This is a genomic window from Flavobacterium hydrocarbonoxydans, from assembly GCF_009789235.1.
GTDB classification, from domain to species: domain Bacteria; phylum Bacteroidota; class Bacteroidia; order Flavobacteriales; family Flavobacteriaceae; genus Flavobacterium; species Flavobacterium hydrocarbonoxydans.
This window is the reverse complement of sequence record NZ_WSTB01000004.1, coordinates 437235-455350: the sequence shown is the minus strand read 5'-3', so window position 1 is coordinate 455350 and position 18116 is coordinate 437235. Positions and strand designations below refer to the sequence as shown.

General features: G+C 34.5%; 15 protein-coding genes. 8 read left to right on the top strand and 7 right to left on the bottom strand.

Annotated elements, in window-relative coordinates:
- Positions 1–146 precede the first annotated feature (146 nt).
- Together carB and rpmH are read right to left on the bottom strand one after the other, a co-directional pair.
- Entirely contained in the window at positions 147–3002 is a 2856-nt protein-coding gene (gene carB, locus GON26_RS09970) for a carbamoyl-phosphate synthase large subunit (RefSeq protein WP_160374655.1), read from the bottom strand.
- 145 nt (positions 3003–3147) lie between these two features.
- Entirely contained in the window at positions 3148–3309 is a 162-nt protein-coding gene (gene rpmH / locus GON26_RS09965) for a 50S ribosomal protein L34 (RefSeq protein WP_008464848.1), read from the bottom strand.
- Between the two features lie 166 nt (positions 3310–3475).
- Here rpmH and GON26_RS09960 point away from each other — a divergent pair, with 166 nt between their 5' ends.
- A complete protein-coding gene (locus tag GON26_RS09960) occupies positions 3476–3991 on the top strand; it encodes a DUF2892 domain-containing protein (RefSeq protein WP_160374654.1) in 516 nt (171 codons plus the stop codon).
- A gap of 391 nt (positions 3992–4382) precedes the next feature.
- On the opposite strand, the gene GON26_RS09955 is transcribed toward GON26_RS09960, so the two are convergent.
- Complete coding sequence (locus tag GON26_RS09955) at positions 4383–5042, bottom strand: alpha/beta hydrolase family protein (protein ID WP_160374653.1); 660 nt, start codon at positions 5040–5042, stop codon at positions 4383–4385.
- 193 nt (positions 5043–5235) lie between these two features.
- On the opposite strand from GON26_RS09955, the gene GON26_RS09950 reads away from it, so the two are divergent.
- Positions 5236–5538: a GNAT family N-acetyltransferase gene (locus GON26_RS09950; RefSeq protein WP_230407914.1), complete on the top strand. Its 303-nt coding sequence runs from the start codon at positions 5236–5238 to the stop codon at positions 5536–5538.
- 58 nt (positions 5539–5596) lie between these two features.
- Here GON26_RS09950 and GON26_RS09945 read toward each other — a convergent pair whose 3' ends face one another.
- From GON26_RS09945 to GON26_RS09930, 4 genes are all read right to left on the bottom strand, one after another.
- Positions 5597–7231, bottom strand: coding sequence for an ABC-F family ATP-binding cassette domain-containing protein (locus GON26_RS09945; protein WP_160374652.1), 1635 nt, complete (start codon positions 7229–7231; stop codon positions 5597–5599).
- 205 nt (positions 7232–7436) lie between these two features.
- A complete protein-coding gene (locus tag GON26_RS09940) occupies positions 7437–8894 on the bottom strand; it encodes an alanine/glycine:cation symporter family protein (protein WP_160374651.1) in 1458 nt (485 codons plus the stop codon).
- Positions 8895–9101: 207 nt separating this feature from the next.
- A complete protein-coding gene (locus GON26_RS09935) occupies positions 9102–10277 on the bottom strand; it encodes a GlmU family protein (protein ID WP_160374650.1) in 1176 nt (391 codons plus the stop codon).
- A gap of 287 nt (positions 10278–10564) precedes the next feature.
- Entirely contained in the window at positions 10565–10819 is a 255-nt protein-coding gene (locus GON26_RS09930; RefSeq protein WP_160374649.1) for a type B 50S ribosomal protein L31, read from the bottom strand.
- 244 nt (positions 10820–11063) lie between these two features.
- Between GON26_RS09930 and GON26_RS09925 the strand changes: the two genes are divergently transcribed.
- The 6 genes from GON26_RS09925 to GON26_RS09900 all read left to right on the top strand — a co-directional run bounded on the left by GON26_RS09925 (position 11064) and on the right by GON26_RS09900 (position 18063).
- Complete coding sequence (locus tag GON26_RS09925; RefSeq protein WP_160374648.1) at positions 11064–11597, top strand: DUF4199 domain-containing protein; 534 nt, start codon at positions 11064–11066, stop codon at positions 11595–11597.
- 22 nt (positions 11598–11619) lie between these two features.
- Complete coding sequence (locus GON26_RS09920; RefSeq protein WP_160374647.1) at positions 11620–12567, top strand: glycosyltransferase family 2 protein; 948 nt, start codon at positions 11620–11622, stop codon at positions 12565–12567.
- 141 nt (positions 12568–12708) lie between these two features.
- Positions 12709–14436, top strand: coding sequence for a phospho-sugar mutase (locus tag GON26_RS09915; protein WP_160374646.1), 1728 nt, complete (start codon positions 12709–12711; stop codon positions 14434–14436).
- Between the two features lie 4 nt (positions 14437–14440).
- Positions 14441–15466, top strand: coding sequence for a PDDEXK nuclease domain-containing protein (locus GON26_RS09910; protein ID WP_160374645.1), 1026 nt, complete (start codon positions 14441–14443; stop codon positions 15464–15466).
- A gap of 13 nt (positions 15467–15479) precedes the next feature.
- Positions 15480–17309: an ABC transporter ATP-binding protein gene (locus GON26_RS09905; RefSeq protein ID WP_160374644.1), complete on the top strand. Its 1830-nt coding sequence runs from the start codon at positions 15480–15482 to the stop codon at positions 17307–17309.
- Positions 17310–17361: 52 nt separating this feature from the next.
- Complete coding sequence (locus GON26_RS09900; protein ID WP_160374643.1) at positions 17362–18063, top strand: DUF2971 domain-containing protein; 702 nt, start codon at positions 17362–17364, stop codon at positions 18061–18063.
- Positions 18064–18116 lie beyond the last annotated feature (53 nt).

The window sequence follows — 18116 nt, the reverse complement described above, 5'->3', positions numbered from 1 at the left end:
ACTTTAGAATTGATTAAGATGAAAATTACGGAATTAAAATGAAACTGATCAAATATAGGTAAATATCTCATTATCAAATACAACTAAAAAGTCCATAAAAAAAGCTCCAATTTTCATTGGAGCTTTTTTATTATCAAGATTCGAGATTATTTACTCAAATACATTTTTCTTCTAGAGTACAATTCGTAGAATTGATCGTCTTTTAAGTCATCAATGAAGAGAATACTTTCTCCAGTTGATTTCATTTCTGGTCCTAATGCTTTGTTTACATTATGGAATTTACTGAAAGAGAAAACCGGTTGTTTGATCGCATATCCTTTCAATTGCGGGTTAAAATCAAAGTCAGTTACTTTATTATGCCCTAACATTACTTTTGTAGCATAGTTTACATAAGGTTCTCCGTATGCTTTTGCAATAAACGGAACCGTTCTGGAAGCTCTAGGATTCGCCTCGATGATGTAAACCGTATCATCTTTTATCGCAAACTGAATGTTGATTAAACCAACAGTTTTCAAAGCTCTAGCAATTTTCTCCGTATGATCTTTTATTTGTTGCATTACAAATTCTCCTAAGTTAAAAGGAGGCAAAGTAGCATTAGAATCCCCAGAGTGCACTCCGCAAGGCTCGATGTGCTCCATAATTCCGATGATATATACATTTCCATCAGCATCACAAATAGCATCCGCCTCAGCTTCGATTGCTCCAGCTAAATAGTGGTCTAAAAGCAATTTATTTCCTGGAATCGTTTTCAATAAATTGATTACGTGCTCTTCCAGTTCTTTTTTGTTGATTACAATCTTCATTCCCTGACCTCCTAATACATAAGAAGGACGAATCAATAATGGGAAGTCTAGCGTATCTGCAAGAGCAGAAGCTTCATCAGCCGTTTCTGCAATTCCGAATTGTGGGAAAGGAATATCTAATTCTCTTAACAAGTCAGAGAAACGTCCTCTATCCTCAGCTAAATCAAGTGCATCAAAACTTGTTCCTATGATTTTTACGCCGTATTTAGATAATTTTTCAGCTAATTTCAAAGCCGTCTGACCACCTAACTGAACGATTACACCTTCTGGTTTCTCGTGTTGAATAATGTCGTAAATATGCTCCCAGAAAACCGGCTCGAAGTATAATTTATCCGCCGTATCAAAGTCAGTCGAAACTGTTTCTGGATTACAGTTGATCATAATCGTTTCGTAACCACATTCTTTTGCTGCCAAAACTCCGTGTACACAAGAATAATCAAACTCAATTCCTTGTCCAATTCTATTTGGTCCAGAACCCAGAACGATGATTTTCTTTTTATCTGTCAAAATACTTTCGTTATCTACATAACGCTCGCCATTTGCTTTTTCGATTTCAGCCTCAAAAGTAGAATAGTAATAAGGTGTTTTTGCTTTAAACTCAGCCGCACAAGTATCTACCAATTTAAACACACGGTTGATTTTTTGATCCATACGCAAAGTATGTACTTCACTTTCCAGACAATTCATCATGTGTGCAATTTGTCTGTCGGCAAAACCTTTTTGTTTGGCTTCAAGCAACAATTCTTTTGGTAAATCTCCAATTTTATAATTCGAAATTTCTTTTTCTAAAGTATAAAGTTCTTCGTATTGTTTTAAGAACCACATATCGATTTTGGTAATTTCGTGAATACGGCTCAATGGAATTCCCATTGCAATCGCATCATAAATTACAAAAACACGATCCCAACTTGCAAAAGTTAGTTTCTCGATAATTTGTTCGTAGTTTTTATATCCTTTTCCATCAGCACCTAAACCGTTACGTTTAATTTCTAATGACTGAGTCGCTTTGTGTAAGGCTTCCTGGAACGAACGTCCAATTCCCATTACCTCACCTACCGATTTCATTTGAAGTCCTAAAGTTCTGTCGGCTCCTTCAAATTTATCAAAGTTCCAACGTGGAATTTTCACAATTACATAATCCAAAGTTGGCTCGAATAAAGCCGAAGTCGATTTTGTAATTTGATTTTGCAATTCATCCAAGTTGTACCCTAAAGCTAATTTCGAAGCGATTTTTGCAATTGGATAACCTGTCGCTTTTGATGCTAATGCAGAAGAACGAGATACTCTAGGATTAATCTCAATCGCTACAATATCTTCTTTTTCGTCTGGCGAAACTGCGAATTGTACATTACAACCTCCAGCAAAATTTCCGATACTACGCATCATCAAGATCGCGTAATCACGTAATTTTTGGAAAGTAGTATCCGATAATGTCATCGCTGGCGCCACCGTAATCGAATCTCCAGTATGAATTCCCATTGGATCCATATTTTCGATAGAACAAATGATTACAACATTATCATTTTTATCTCTTAAAAGTTCCAACTCGTATTCTTTCCAACCCATCAAAGCTTTGTCGATCAAAACTTCGTGTATCGGAGAAGCTTCTAAACCACGAGTCAAAAGCTCATCAAAATCTTCTTTTTTGTAAACCACCGCTGCTCCGGTTCCTCCAAGCGTAAACGAAGGACGAATTACAAGCGGAAAACCAAACTCCTGAGCAATTTCTTTTCCTTCAAGGTATGAAGTAGCTGTTTTTGCAGGTGCAGTTGGTACATTTATTCTTTCTAAAAGCTGTTTAAACTGCTCTCTGTCTTCGGTAATATTAATCGCATTTACATCAACACCGATTAATTTTACTCCAAAATCTTCCCAAATTCCTTTTTCCTCAGCTTCCAAACACAAGTTCAAAGCCGTTTGTCCACCCATTGTTGGCAAAACAGCATCAATTTGCGGATGTGCTTTTAGAATTTCAATAATCGATTTTGTAGTTAATGGTTTCAAATAAATATGATCGGCCATACTTGGGTCGGTCATAATCGTCGCTGGATTCGAGTTTATCAAGATAACTTCAATCCCTTCTTCACGAATAGAACGTGCAGATTGAGAACCTGCATAATCAAATTCGCAAGCTTGACCAATAACAATAGGACCTGAACCTATTATTAAAACTGATTTTATTGATGTGTCTTTAGGCATTTTATTTGTATTGTGTAGTTATAAATGGTATTTAAAAATCATTCGTAGTTCACTAAAAACTAGAAAGTTGCAAGAAATTTAATGACAAGGTATAAAAAAAGGCGATACTAAAAAAGTAATCGCCTTATGTATGTTTATACAAACATTATTTTTTGTGTCTAGGTTCGCTAGAAACAGTCAATTTATGTCTTCCTTTTGCTCTTCTACGCGCTAGAACTTTTCTTCCATTCGCAGAAGCCATTCTGTCCATAAATCCGTGCTTATTTCTTCTTTTTCTTTTCGATGGTTGAAATGTTCTTTTGCTCATTGCTTTGTATCTTTAAAATGGTATCTAATATCTCTTTTCTGTTTTAGAATATCGTTATTCCAAAACCGAGTGCAAATATACAAAGACTTTTTTTTCTGGCAAGCACTTTAATAAAAATATTTTTAATTCATTTTACTATATTTGCAATCACAAATATACATCTATTATGTTTCACAAAAATATTAAACTTATTTTAGCCGGACTTCTTGTAGTTGCTGGCGTTTGGCAATTTACAGAAAGCAATATCGGAAATGGTATTTTCCTTTTATTACTGACTGCAATTCCAATTTTTCTTTATTTCAAAAACGAATTTATCCTTTTAGCCTTCCTTAAATTAAGAAAACAAGACTTCGAAGGTGCAAAAAAATGGCTGGCATACATTAAAAACCCGGAAACGGCTTTAGTAAGAAAACAACAAGGCTACTTTAATTACCTTCACGGAATCATGTTATCACAAACCAATATCAATCAGGCCGAGAAACATTTCAAAAAAGCAATCGAACTTGGTTTATCAATGGATATGGATCTTGCAGTAGCAAAACTAAACCTTGCCGGAGTAGCCATGTCACGCCGCAGAAAGCTTGAAGCGACTAACCTACTTAACGAAGCTAAGAAATTAGACAAGCAAGGAATGCTAAAAGAGCAAATCACGATGATGAAAGATCAAATGAAGAAAATCTAAAATTATCTGAAATCCCAATATTTAAAATCCCAAATTCCAAATCGGAGTTTGGGATTTTTTAATTTTAGATTGTAGAGTTTAGATTTTAGAGTGCAGATTTCTTTGGAATTTGGAATTTTAAATATTTGGAATTTAATTTTTAGGAGCAATTTCCTGCTATCCGTTACAATCTTTTGTTCCGCTAAAGCTTCACAAAAGGATTTTCACTTCTATCAGGGCTAGGGCACTGGTTTTCATAAGAAGTTTCATCGTGTAATTTGTCATCCCTGAGAAACAAAGAAATCTCAGCGAGTTTCTACACAATCTTATCATCCAGGAACGAGGGACGACAAGATTACGCGCATTGGAATTTGGATTTTTTTTTTGAATTTGGAATTTCAAAATTTGGAATTTAATCCTCCAATATAATAGAAGGCAAATTCTCATTCAGCCATTTGTATTTATTGAGAATCATAATATGGGTTCCGCCTTTGACAATGATACAGTTTTTGATATATTTTATCGGAAAAACATCATCGAGATCGCCGTGAATATGAACCACACTTTCGTCAACTTCGCTCCTATCCCAACAAATAACAGATTCTACTGCCCATTGCAGGTAATTCAAATCCCGAACAGCAAGAAACTTTTCGTATAACTTTATGCGTTTATTGATTTTTTCGCCAAAAGAAAATTTAGCCAGATTTTCGATATTCAGGATCAGTTTCATCGGAATCAGTTTGTATGCTTTTGTCGTTTTTCCAATTTTCATTCTTCTCGGAAAATCTAAATTGCTTCTCACACTCGAAATAATGATGACTTTTCGGGTTGCGATATGTTTTGACATTTCCTGCACCAGGATTCCTCCAAAAGAAACCCCAATCAAAACCGGATTGTCGTGTTTGATGTTTTTTGTAATCCGAAGCGCATAATCGGACAAAGGCTCTTTTGCAAACGGAATTTCCCATTCGAGCATAAAAACTTCAAAAACAGCTTCATCTAACTGGATTCTTTCAAAAATCGCGGGACTAGCCGCCAAACCAGGCATAAAATAAACAGGAATCTTACTCATTCGTTCGGAAAGAAATTATAATTACAGTTTTTAATTTTATCTAAAATTACTTTTTTTAATCATACTCTTAACAAATTTTACACCTTTAATTACAACAAAAAACACTAATCTTCAGAACACTTCAAATCAACTGCCCTGTTAAATAATTTAATATTGAAAATCAAATGATTACCTTTGTAGTAAACCCAAAACTATGGAAACTATTTCAACTATGGAAATCAAAGACAACACGTTTGCAAGACAATTTGAAACTATGACGCCTGAAGGATTAATTGCTATAGAATATTCGTTTCAGGAAAAGAAAATATTTTTAACCAAAATCAACACCCCGGACACTTTTGAAAACGAAGCACTAATCGACGCTTTACTCAAAAACATCATGGAAATTATCATCGAAAGAAAATTCAAATTGATGCCTATTCACCCAAGAGTTGTAAAATTCATCAAAAAAAATCCCGAATACAAAGAATTACTTCCACCGGGAATCCGAATGTAAAACATAAAAAAGCACAAGTTGATTCTTGTGCTTTTTGCTTTTTATAGTTTCAGAAAAATTACTTTTCTATTTCTCTCATCGAATCCATTTTTTTGTGCGCCAGGAATCCTGCCACATCTTCAAAATGTTCTTTTACTCGTTTGTTTCCAAACTCAAAAACTTTAGTCGCTAATCCGTCAAGGAAATCACGATCGTGCGAAACCAGAATTAAAGTTCCGTCAAAATCACGCAAAGCATCTTTGATGATATCTTTAGTCTTCATATCTAAGTGATTCGAAGGCTCATCCAGAATCAACAAGTTTACCGGCTCCAGCAATAATTTTATCATAGCCAAACGGGTTTTTTCTCCACCCGAAAGTACTTTTACTTTCTTGGTAATATCATCACCCTGAAACATAAACGCTCCTAAAATATTTTTTATCTGCGTTCTAATATCTCCAACTGCAATAGCATCAATTGTTTCAAAAATAGTAGCATTTTCATCTAATAAAGAAGCCTGATTTTGAGCAAAATAGCCAATTTGAGAATTATGTCCAATTTCTACACTTCCTTCGTCAATGCCAATTTCTTTCATGATCGCTTTGATCATCGTTGATTTTCCTTCACCATTTTTCCCTACGAAAGCCACTTTCTGACCTCTTTCGATTACAATATTGGCATCTTTAAAAACCACATGATCTCCATACGATTTCGACAACTCTTTTACCACCACAGGATATTGCCCTGAACGTGCTGCAGGCGGGAATTTCAACTTTAAAGCCGAATTATCCACTTCATCAACCTGTACGATGACTAACTTTTCTAACATTTTCACACGCGACTGTACCGCATCTGTTTTAGAAAAAGTTCCTTTAAAACGATCAATAAACGCTCTGTTATCAGCAATCATTTTTTGCTGTTCATCATACGCTTTTTGCTGATGAACACGACGGTCTTTTCTTAATTCTAAATAATGAGAATATTTGGCTTTATAATCGTAAATTCTTCCCATCGTCACTTCGATAGTACGATTGGTAATATTATCTACAAACGCTCTATCATGCGAAATTACCACAACAGCTTTTGCCTGATTAATTAAAAACTCCTCTAACCATTGAATACTTTCGATATCCATGTGGTTGGTTGGCTCATCAAGCAAAATCAAATCTGGTTTTTGAAGTAAGATTTTAGCCAACTCGATACGCATTCTCCATCCTCCAGAAAACTCTGAAGTCTGACGTGCAAAATCTTCACGCTCAAAACCCAAACCAACTAATATTTTCTCAACTTCGGCTTCGTAGTTTACTTCTTCGATTGCATAATATTTCTCGCTTAAATCCGAAACTCTTTCGATTAATTTCATGTAAGCATCACTTTCATAATCAGTACGAACGGTTAATTGCTCGTTGATTTCATCGATTTCGGCTTTCATTTTAAAAACTTCACCAAAAGCCTTAGACGCCTCCTCCATTACAGTCGAACCATCCTGAGTTAACAAATGCTGAGGCAAATACGCCACAACAGCATCTTTTGGAGTCGAAATACTTCCGGTTGAAGGCTTGCTCTGACCTGCAATTATTTTTAAAAGTGTCGATTTTCCCGCACCGTTTTTACCCATAAGGGCAATTTTATCATTTTCATTGATAGCAAAAGAAACATCGCTAAATAATGTAGTTCCACCAAACTGAACCGAAATATCGTTAACTGTAATCATTATATAAAGTTAGAAGTTAGAGGCTGGAAATTAGAAGTTTCTATCCTCAATAAATTTAAAAGTGCAAAGATAGATTAATTAGATAATTTGGCAATTAGATAATCCGATAATTACAAGTGTAATATATCTTTGAAAAAAGTCAAAAAAAAAATATCCGACAAAACAATAGTCCTGTCGGATATTTTATATTTTATAAAAGCCCTTTTTATGTATCCTGATTGGTTTTATCCCAAATTGGGGCATTATTCACACCAATATCTTTAGGGTTAAAAACAGGATTTTTACCTTCTTTTTTTTGCTTTTCATAATCTTTTAAAGCCGCCAATGCAGGTTTCTGTAATAAGAAAATAGCAATAATATTAAACCAGGCCATCAGTCCAACTCCTAAATCACCGATATCCCATGCCAGTTTTGCAGTATTTACACTTCCATAAATAATAATCAATAGCATTACTACTTTCAAAATATGATTTGCAATTGGCGATTTTAGATTTTTAGTCAGATAAGAAACGTTTGTTTCTGCAATATAATAATACGCTAGAATAGTTGTAAAAGCGAAGAAAAACAAAGCCACAGCAACAAAATAAGAACCAAATCCAGGAAAAACGCTATCCATTGCACTTTGGGTATAACCAGCTCCAGCAGTCACATCATCAACTCCCTGATACAAAAACTTTGGAGCATTTCCTGTTCCAAAAGCAGGATTTAAAACATTGTAAGTTCCTGTAATTAAAATCATAAAACCTGTTGCACTACAAACCAATAGCGTATCAATATAAACTGAAAAAGCCTGCACCAATCCTTGCTTGGTTGGATGCGAAACATTTGCTGCCGCTGCAATATGAGGTGCCGAACCCTGACCAGCTTCATTAGAATAAATTCCACGTTTTACTCCCCATTGCACTGCCAGACCAAATACAGCACCAAAACCAGCTTCCTGATTAAAAGCACTTTTAAAAATCAACGAAATTACGCCCGGTAATTTATCAATATCAATCACCACTATAACGACAGCCGCCAAAATGTAACCGATCGCCATAAAAGGCACAATTAATTCTGTAAACTTGGCAATCCTTCTAACTCCTCCAAAAACAATTGCCCCAAAAATCACTGCGACCCCTATACCTGTAATCCATGTGTCTATACTGAAGGCGTTCTGAACACTTTCTGCAACAGAATTTGCCTGAACACCCGGAAGCAAAATCCCCATTGCAACAGCAGAAACCACTGCAAATAAAACAGCAAACCACTTAATTCCTAATCCTCTTTCGATATAAAAAGCGGGACCTCCACGAAGCAGACCTTTATTTTCTTCTTTATATATCTGCGCCAATGTGGCTTCTATAAAAGCGGTACTTGCCCCTAAAAAAGCAACCATCCACATCCAGAACAATGCCCCGGGGCCTCCAAAAGCAATAGCTGTAGCTACACCAGCAATATTTCCTGTTCCTACTCTGCCGGCCAATGACATTGACAAAGCCTGAAAAGAAGAAACTCCTGACTCTGAACTTTCTCCATCAAATAACAAACGAAACATTTCTTTAAAATGGCGTACTTGCAAAAACCGGGTTCGCAATGAAAAATAGAGTCCAGCTCCGAGACATAAAATAATTAGAGCATTACTCCATACAATACTATTTAAAAACCCAACAACTTCTTCCATATAAATCATTTGTTATTTTACAATTATTAAAAACGCAATAAAATTACTCAAAAGAGAAAAATGCAGGGTAAAACTATAACATCTTAAGAAAAAAAACTAATAGAATTGAAGTCAAAAAGATAAAAAAGTAAAAAAGCTCAATAAAGATTTGATTCTTTATTGAGCTTTAAAATCATATTATTTTCAAATTCAATGATTATCTTACTCTTAGTCTTTTCTCCATTTTTTAGTTTCCTCAAAAATATGTTCCATAATAGCTGCTTCAGTAGCATCGAACTCAATATTTCTTCGACTCATAACTAAGCGGGCAGTTTCGAAAGCTTTTTTGGTAATATAAGTGGTAAAACCAGCTGCTCCACCCCAGGAAAAACTCGGGACAAAATTTCGCGGGAAGCCAGAACCAAAAATATTAGCACTCACACCCACAACAGTTCCGGTATTAAACATCGTATTGATTCCGCATTTACTATGATCTCCCATCATCAAACCACAAAACTGAAGTCCGGTTTTAGCAAAACCTTCAGTTTCATAACTCCATAATTTTACTTCTTCGTAGTTGTTTTTTAGGTTTGAATTATTACTATCCGCTCCAATATTGCACCATTCGCCTAAAACAGAATCACCAAGGAATCCTTCGTGACCTTTATTAGAATTCGCAAAAAGAACCGAATTTTTTACCTCTCCACCAATTCTGGAACCTGGTCCAACGGTAGTCGCTCCATATACTTTAGCACCCATTTTCACCATTGCATTTTCGCATAAAGCAAAAGGGCCACGAATTACGGTTCCTTCCATAATTTCGGAATTCTTACCTATATATATTGGTCCGTTTGATGCGTTTAAAGTCACAAACTCTAATTTTGCTCCTTCTTCGATGAAGATGTTTTCCGGTGCAATTACGTTGACACTTTTCGGAATAGGCTGCGATTTTCTGTCTTCTGTCAGGAAATTAAAATCTTCCTGAATGGCAGCACCATTTTTCGAAAAAATATCCCAGGTATGCTCCACCGTTAAACAATCCTCTGTATATTGAATAATTTCATAAGTATCAAAATCAACTTCTTCCTGATTTTCATGAGTAAAAAAAGCAATTACATCATCCCCTTTAAAAATAGCCTGATTTTCTTTTAAGTCAGAAACCATATCGGCAAGCTTTTCATTTGGTAAAAAAGCGGCGTTAATCATTACATTTTCTTCTAATTCTACCATTGGGAATTTCTCAGACAAATATTCCTCGGTGATTGTAGTAATCGTTGATCCCAAGCGAGTTTCCCATTTTTGGCGGATTGTCATGATTCCGATTAAGATATCTGCCACCGGGCGTGTAAAAGTAAAAGGCAATAAAGCATTCCGGACGGGTCCGTCAAAAAGAATGTAATTCATAATAAAAATATTTGGTACTTGTTAAAATCTTGATTTGGTTATCGAGTCCAAAGTTACAAATATTATTGCGTTTCATTAAATCTGTTTTAATGGAAATAGCCACGAATTCACGAATTATTATTTTTAATTAGCATTTCTTAACGTAACTAACCTTTCTGCGCAACTCCTTGAATTGAAATTTTTTAAATTTTGGAATTTCGTCAAATTCATGAATTTAGAACCAATAAAATAGCCCATAAAAAAAGCCCTCCAAATAGGAAGGCTTTTGTATGATAAAAAACAAGCTATTATTTTTTAGCAAGTTTAGCATATTTAGTTTTGAACTTGTCGATACGTCCTGCAGTATCGATAAGTTTAGATTTACCAGTATAAAAAGGGTGAGATGTTCTAGAAATCTCCATTTTTACAACTGGATACTCAACTCCGTCAACTTCAATTGTTTCTTTTGTATCTGCAGTAGATTTAGTGATAAAAACCTCGTCATTTGACATGTCTTTAAATGCAACTAATCTGTAATTTTCTGGGTGAATTCCTTTTTTCATCTTTCTTTTTATTTATTGTTTAGAGCATTTTTATTTTGAAGCTTTTTCATGGTTAGAAAAAGGTGTAAACAATCGTACTCTTTTTTTGTTTAAAAATTTAATTATTTTTGAGTGTGCAAATTTACAATTATTTTTTAATAAACAAATCTTTGTAGCATTTTTTTTAATTAAATTCGATAAGCATTTTTTATCGGTGTATATATTGGGAATTGCTATATTTGTGGATTAATTAAATTACTATTTTATGGATAAAAATATTTCTCCTGCAAAGTCAGGACTATTGTTCGGCGTTTTGTTCGGTGTTATAATGGTTTTAGAATTTGTCATTATGTATGTAATAGGCATGAAATCATTAGTTAATTCAAGTGCTGGAATAATTGTAAATCTAGCAAATTATCTTGTTTTGCCTATTTTGTTTATATACTTAGGGTGTAATCATTACAAAAAAGACATAAATAATGGATTTATTTCTTTTTCAGAATGTTTAAAAACAGGGGTTTCTATAACTGTAATTGCAGGTTTAATATATGCTGCATTTAGTGTGATTTTTAATTTTATATTTCCTGAATTTATTAATGAAATGCTTGACATTTCAAAAGAAGGAATGATAAAACAAAACCCAAACATTACTGCAAAAGAATTAGAAATGGGACTTTCTATGGTTAAAAAATTCATGAACCCATTTATAGTTTTCCCAGCAACATTAGTTATGTACGCATTGATAGGCTTAATCTACTCATTAATTGTAGGTGCAATAGTTAAGAATGACAAACCATAAAAAGTCTATAATAAAAAATTAAATGAATTTATCTATACTTATACCGCTTCTTAACGAGGAGGAATCACTGAAAGAACTCTACTCCTGGATTATTAAAGTGATGCAATCTAACAATTACTCTTATGAAATCATCTTCGTGGATGATGGAAGTACGGATGATTCCTGGAATATTATTGAAAGTTTTTCTAACGAAAATCCGAATGTAAAAGGCATTCGGTTTATGAAGAACTTCGGGAAATCGCAGGCTTTACACGCCGGGTTTGCCAAAGCGCAAGGCGATGTTATTATTACAATGGATGCCGATTTGCAAGACAGTCCGGATGAAATTCCTGGATTGTATGATATGATTATCAACGAAAAATATGATTTGGTTTCAGGCTGGAAAAAGAAACGCTACGACTCTGTTGTGGCGAAAAATTTACCTTCGAAATTATTTAACTGGGCAGCCAGAAAAACTTCTGGTGTTGAGCTGAACGATTTTAACTGCGGACTAAAAGCATACAAAAATACAGTAGTAAAAAACGTAGAAGTTTCGGGTGAAATGCACCGTTATATTCCGGTTTTGGCAAAAAATGCCGGCTTTAATAAAATTGGCGAAAAAGTCGTTATTCACCAGGCTCGTAAATACGGCGAAACCAAATTTGGTATGGATCGTTTTATAAACGGTTTTCTGGATTTGATTACGATTTGGTTTTTATCCAGATTCGGAAAAAGACCTATGCACTTGTTTGGTTTATTGGGTTCCGTGATGTTTATCATTGGTTTTTTATTGGCTTTCTATTTAGGAATCGATAAATTATTAATTCACAAAACCAGCCGATTAATTACTGAGAGACCTCATTTTTATTTATCGATTACATCTATGATAATAGGGACTCAATTGTTTCTCGCAGGTTTTTTAGGCGAAATTATTTTACGTACTAAAAGCAACGAAGGACGTTATAAAATTGCCCGGGAAGTTAATTTTTAATACTAATGCCCTAGCCCTGATAGAAGCGAAAATCCTTTTGTGGCGGGGTTCGCCACAAAAGATTGAAGCGGATAGCAGGAAATAGCTCCAAAAATACCACAATTATTTTTTTTAAATTTTTAATTGTAAAAACATATAATTATGAATATCGCAGTACCGATTTTAAATGCCGTAAATGAATGGCTAACGCCTACATTTGATAAAGAAACACAAGATGCCGTAAAGGAATTAATGACTACATCACCAAAGGAACTAGAAGAAAGTTTTTATAAAAACCTTGAATTTGGAACCGGCGGAATGCGTGGTGTTATGGGCGTAGGAAACAATAGAATTAACAAATACACTCTTGGAAAAAACACGCAGGGATTGTCTGATTACCTACATGAAGTATTCCCGAATCAGCCTATAAAAGTGGTTATTGCTTATGATTGTCGTCATAATAGCGATACTTTGGCAAAAGTAGTTGCTGATGTTTTCTCGGCAAACGGAATTCAGGTTTACTTGTTTTCTGACTTGCGTCCTACTCCGGAATTGTCTTTTGCCCTAAAATATTTAGGCTGTCAATGCGGAATTGTACTAACAGCTTCGCACAATCCGCCAGAATATAACGGATACAAAGTCTATTGGGAAGACGGAGGACAAATTGTTCCGCCGGAAGACGAGGCCATTATTAAAGTTATTGAAAACCTAAGCTACGATAAAATCAAATTTAATGCGAACGAGAGTCTGATTAAATATATTGATACGGATATCGACAAAGCATTTGTGAAATCGTCTATCGAAAATGCAAGTTTTAATACTCCCGCTGCTGCGAAAGATGATTTGCATATTGTTTTTACTTCATTGCACGGTACTTCGATAAAATCGGTTCCAGATACATTGGCAGGAGCAGGCTACAACAATGTGCATATTGTTCCGGAACAAGCAATTCCGGATGGAAATTTCCCTACGGTAAAATCTCCAAATCCTGAAGAGCCTGAAGCATTGACTATGGCTTTGGCATTGGCTGATAAAACCAATTCGGACATCGTAGTAGGAACAGATCCCGACTGTGACCGTTTAGGTGTTGCTGTTAGAAACAATGAAGGTAAGATGATTTTGCTTAACGGAAATCAAACGATGATTCTGATGACAGCTTTTTTATTGAAACAATGGAAAAAAGCAGGCAAAATAAACGGAAAACAATTCGTAGGATCTACTATCGTTTCGACTCCGATGATGATGGAACTGGCAACCAACTATGGCGTTGAGTGCAAAGTGGGTCTGACCGGATTTAAATGGATTGCCAAAATGATTAAAGATTTCCCTAAACTTCAGTTTATTGGAGGTGGTGAAGAAAGCTTTGGTTTTATGGTTGGTGATGCGGTTCGTGACAAAGATGCCGTTGCCGCTACCCTACTAATCTGCGAAGTTGCTGCTCAGGCAAAAGCTGCCGGCAGCACAGTTTATAAAGAACTTTTGCAATTGTATGTTGAAAATGGTTTTTATAAAGAATATCTAGTTTCGTTGACCAAAAAAGGAATGGAAGGCTTGGAAGAAATCAATCAGATGATGATTAATTTACGTGAAAATCCTTTGAAAGAAATCAACGGACAACGTGTCATTATGGTGGAAGATTATCAATCTTCTGTTGCACTAAATTTGTTGACAGGAGAAGAATCGACAATGGATATGCCAAAATCGAACGTATTGATTTATTATACAGAAGATGGTTCTAAAATTTGTGCAAGACCAAGTGGAACTGAGCCAAAAATTAAATTCTATATCAGTGTAAATGCCGAATTAGATTCTGTTGAGAATTTTGAGGCCGCAGAAGCATTCTTAGATCAAAAAATACAAAATATTATTGCAGGAATGCAGTTGAAGTAAAAAAATGAGCGATAGTCTTGACACCAATGACAAACCCGAACTATTAAATTCGATTATCGGATTAATAGATCAAACGCGTCATTTTGTTGCCAAAACTGTTAATCAGGAACTGACTTTATTGTATTGGAAAATTGGCAAAAACATCAATGATGAGATTTTAAAAAATGATCGAGCAGATTACGGAAAGAGACTTATAAAAAATCTAAGTGAAGAACTTTCCATCAGATACGGAACCGGATTCAATAAGAGAAATCTTCATAGTTTTATAAAACTAAACTCTGTTATTCAAGACCTTACAATTGTGCACACAGTGTGTGCACAATTGAGCTGGTCTCATATTCGAACGTTAATTTATATCGACAACAACATCAAACGTGAGTTTTATATCCAGATGAGTATTCACGAAAGATGGAGCGTACGAACCTTGCAGGAACGCATCGACAGTATGCTATTCGAAAGAACAGCAATTAGCAAAAAACCTGAAGAAACCATTGCTAAAGATTTAGAAATATTAAAAAACGAAAAACAAATCAGCCCTGATTTAGCTTTTCGAGATCCTTATTTTTTAGATTTCTTAGGCTTGCATGACAGTTATTCTGAGAAAGACTTAGAAAGCTCAATATTAGCCCAACTACAACATTTCATTACCGAAATGGGAAGTAAATTTGCCTTTCTAGCCCGCCAAAAAAGAATCACAGTTGATGATGAAGATTTATATATTGACCTTCTTTTTTATCATCGCGGTCTTCGAAGATTAGTTGCGATTGACTTAAAATTAGGCAAATTCAAAGCAGCCTACAAAGGACAAATGGAATTATATCTTCGCTGGCTAGAGAAAAATGAACAAAAAGAAGGAGAAAACAAACCAATTGGATTAATTTTGTGCAGTGAAAAATCGCCAGAACAAATTAATTATTTAATGCTCGACAATGACGAACAAATAAAAGTTTCTGCCAATTTAACCCAATTACCTGAAAAAAAAATTATTGCTAGAAAAACTCGAAAGAGCCATTGCTATAGCAGAAAATAACATCTACAAATAAATGAGTAATTTCAAAAAAATAGTTCCTTTTATCTATCCGTATAAAAAATACGCATTCCTGAACATCTTTTTTAATGTTTTGTATGCGCTTTTTAGTACACTTTCGTTTATGGCATTAATTCCGATGATTCAGGTTTTATTTGACCAGAACAAACACAAAGTTGTTAAGCCTATATACAAAGGAATTTGGGAAATCAAACAATATGCTGAAGATTATCTAAGCTATTTTATCACCACCACAACGGATACATTTGGAGTAGGATACACTTTATCAATAATGGTAGCGGTAATTATTTCTATCTTTTTACTTAAAAATTTATGCGATTATTTCGCTATGTTTTTTATTACTTTTTTACGAAATGGAGTTTTAAGGGATATGCGAAATGCGATGTACAAAAAAACATTAGAGTTGCCATTAGCTTTTTATTCAGAAAAAAGAAAAGGAGATGTTATTTCGAGAATTGCCGGTGATGTTAACGAAGTTCAAAATTCATTTTTAGCGATATTAGAATTAATTGTAAAAGAGCCACTAACCATCGTTTTTACTATTGTAATGATGTTTGCAATAAGTCTTAAACTGACTTTATTTGTTTTTATTTTTATTCCGATTTCCGGTTACATTATTTCTTTGATAGGGAAACAGCTTAAAAAACAATCTACAAAAGCACAACAGGAACAAGGAACTTTTTTATCTACTATCGAAGAAACCGTTGGTGGATTAAAAGTTGTAAAAGGGTATAATGCTGAAAACTACTTCAATAAAGTTTTTCAGGGTTCTACAGAACGTTTTTTTAATTTATCTAATACTATTGGAAACCGTCAGAACTTAGCTTCTCCAGCAAGTGAATTCATGGGAATTACTGTAATTGCAGTATTACTTTGGTATGGTGGTCAAATGGTTTTGATAGAAAAAACATTAAACGGAGCTGCTTTTATAGCCTATATGGGATTAGCTTACAACATTTTAACTCCTGCAAAAGCAATTTCGAAAGCTTCTTATGGTGTAAAAAGAGGAAATGCTGCCGCAGAACGCGTTTTAGAAATTCTGGATCAGGATAACGAAATTACCACTAAAGTTGATGCTATCGAAAAAACAACTTTTGAAGATAATATTACCATACAAAATATCAATTTTAAATATGAAAATGAAAATGTCTTAAAAGATTTTTCACTTCAAATTAAAAAAGGTCAGACTGTAGCACTTGTGGGACAATCAGGAAGCGGAAAAAGTACCATTGCCAATTTGTTAACCCGTTTTTATGATGTAAACGAAGGAACAATTGCTATTGACGGTGTAAACATTAAAGATATGGACTTACAATCGCTTCGCGGTTTGATGGGATTGGTTACACAGGACAGTATTTTGTTTAATGACACCATAAAAGCCAATATTTCTTTAGGAAAATTAGATGCTACAGATGAGGAAGTTATTGAAGCTTTAAAAATTGCGAATGCGTATGAATTTGTAAAAGATTTGCCTTTAGGAATCATGACGAACATTGGCGATAGCGGAAATAAACTTTCAGGAGGACAAAAACAACGTTTATCGATTGCGCGTGCTGTACTAAAAAATCCTCCAATTATGATTTTGGATGAAGCGACTTCTGCACTGGATACTGAAAGCGAAAAATTTGTACAGGTAGCACTTGAAAACATGATGCAAAACAGAACATCAATTGTCATTGCGCACCGTTTATCCACCATTCAAAAAGCAGATATAATTGTGGTGATGCAAAAAGGAAAAATTGTAGAACAAGGTACTCACGACGAATTAATTTCGCATAACGGAACCTACAACAAACTGGTTACTATGCAATCTTTTGAGTCATAAAAAAACTCTAAACCTTTGTTACTTTGAGACTTTGAACCTCTAAACAAGAAAAATGTATCTTAACAATCCAAACATAAAGTTACCAGAAGATCCGGATACTGTGGTTTGGAAGTATTTGGATTTGTCTAAATTTTTGGATTTATTATTATCTAAAAAATTATTCATGTCGCGTTCCGACAAGTTTGAAGATCAATATGAAGGTACTTTTAGCGAACCCACTTTTGAAGAGATAAAAAAGCTTGCAAAAGACAATCCGGACTTTCTTAATTATTACAAAACGCACCGCGAAAAAGTTGCGGTAAGCAGCTGGCACATCAACGAATATGAATCGTTTGCCATGTGGCAGATTTTTACGCAAAACAGCGAAGGACTAGCCATACAATCTACCATTGGAAGGTTGCAAAAAGCATTGAATCCTGAGAATAATTTTGATCAGTATATTGGCGAAGTCAATTATATCGATTATAAAAAAGAATATATTCCGTTTGATGATTTGTTCTTTCCGTTTTTATTCAAACGAAAAAGTTTTCAGTACGAACGTGAGGTTCGTATTATTACCGACACTTCTCAAAGCAACCTAAAACTTAATGACGGTCTAAAAATCAATGTGGATATCAACCAATTGATTGAGAAAATTTACATTCATCCAAAATCTGAAAACTGGTATAAAAAACTCGTTATCGAATTGGTAGAACGTTTAGGTTTTGATTTTGAAATCGAAAAATCTGATCTGGAAAGTGATATTCTGATTTAGGTTTGTCTCAGTTTCCAAAATTTAGCAGCTACAATTCAGTATAATTTCACACA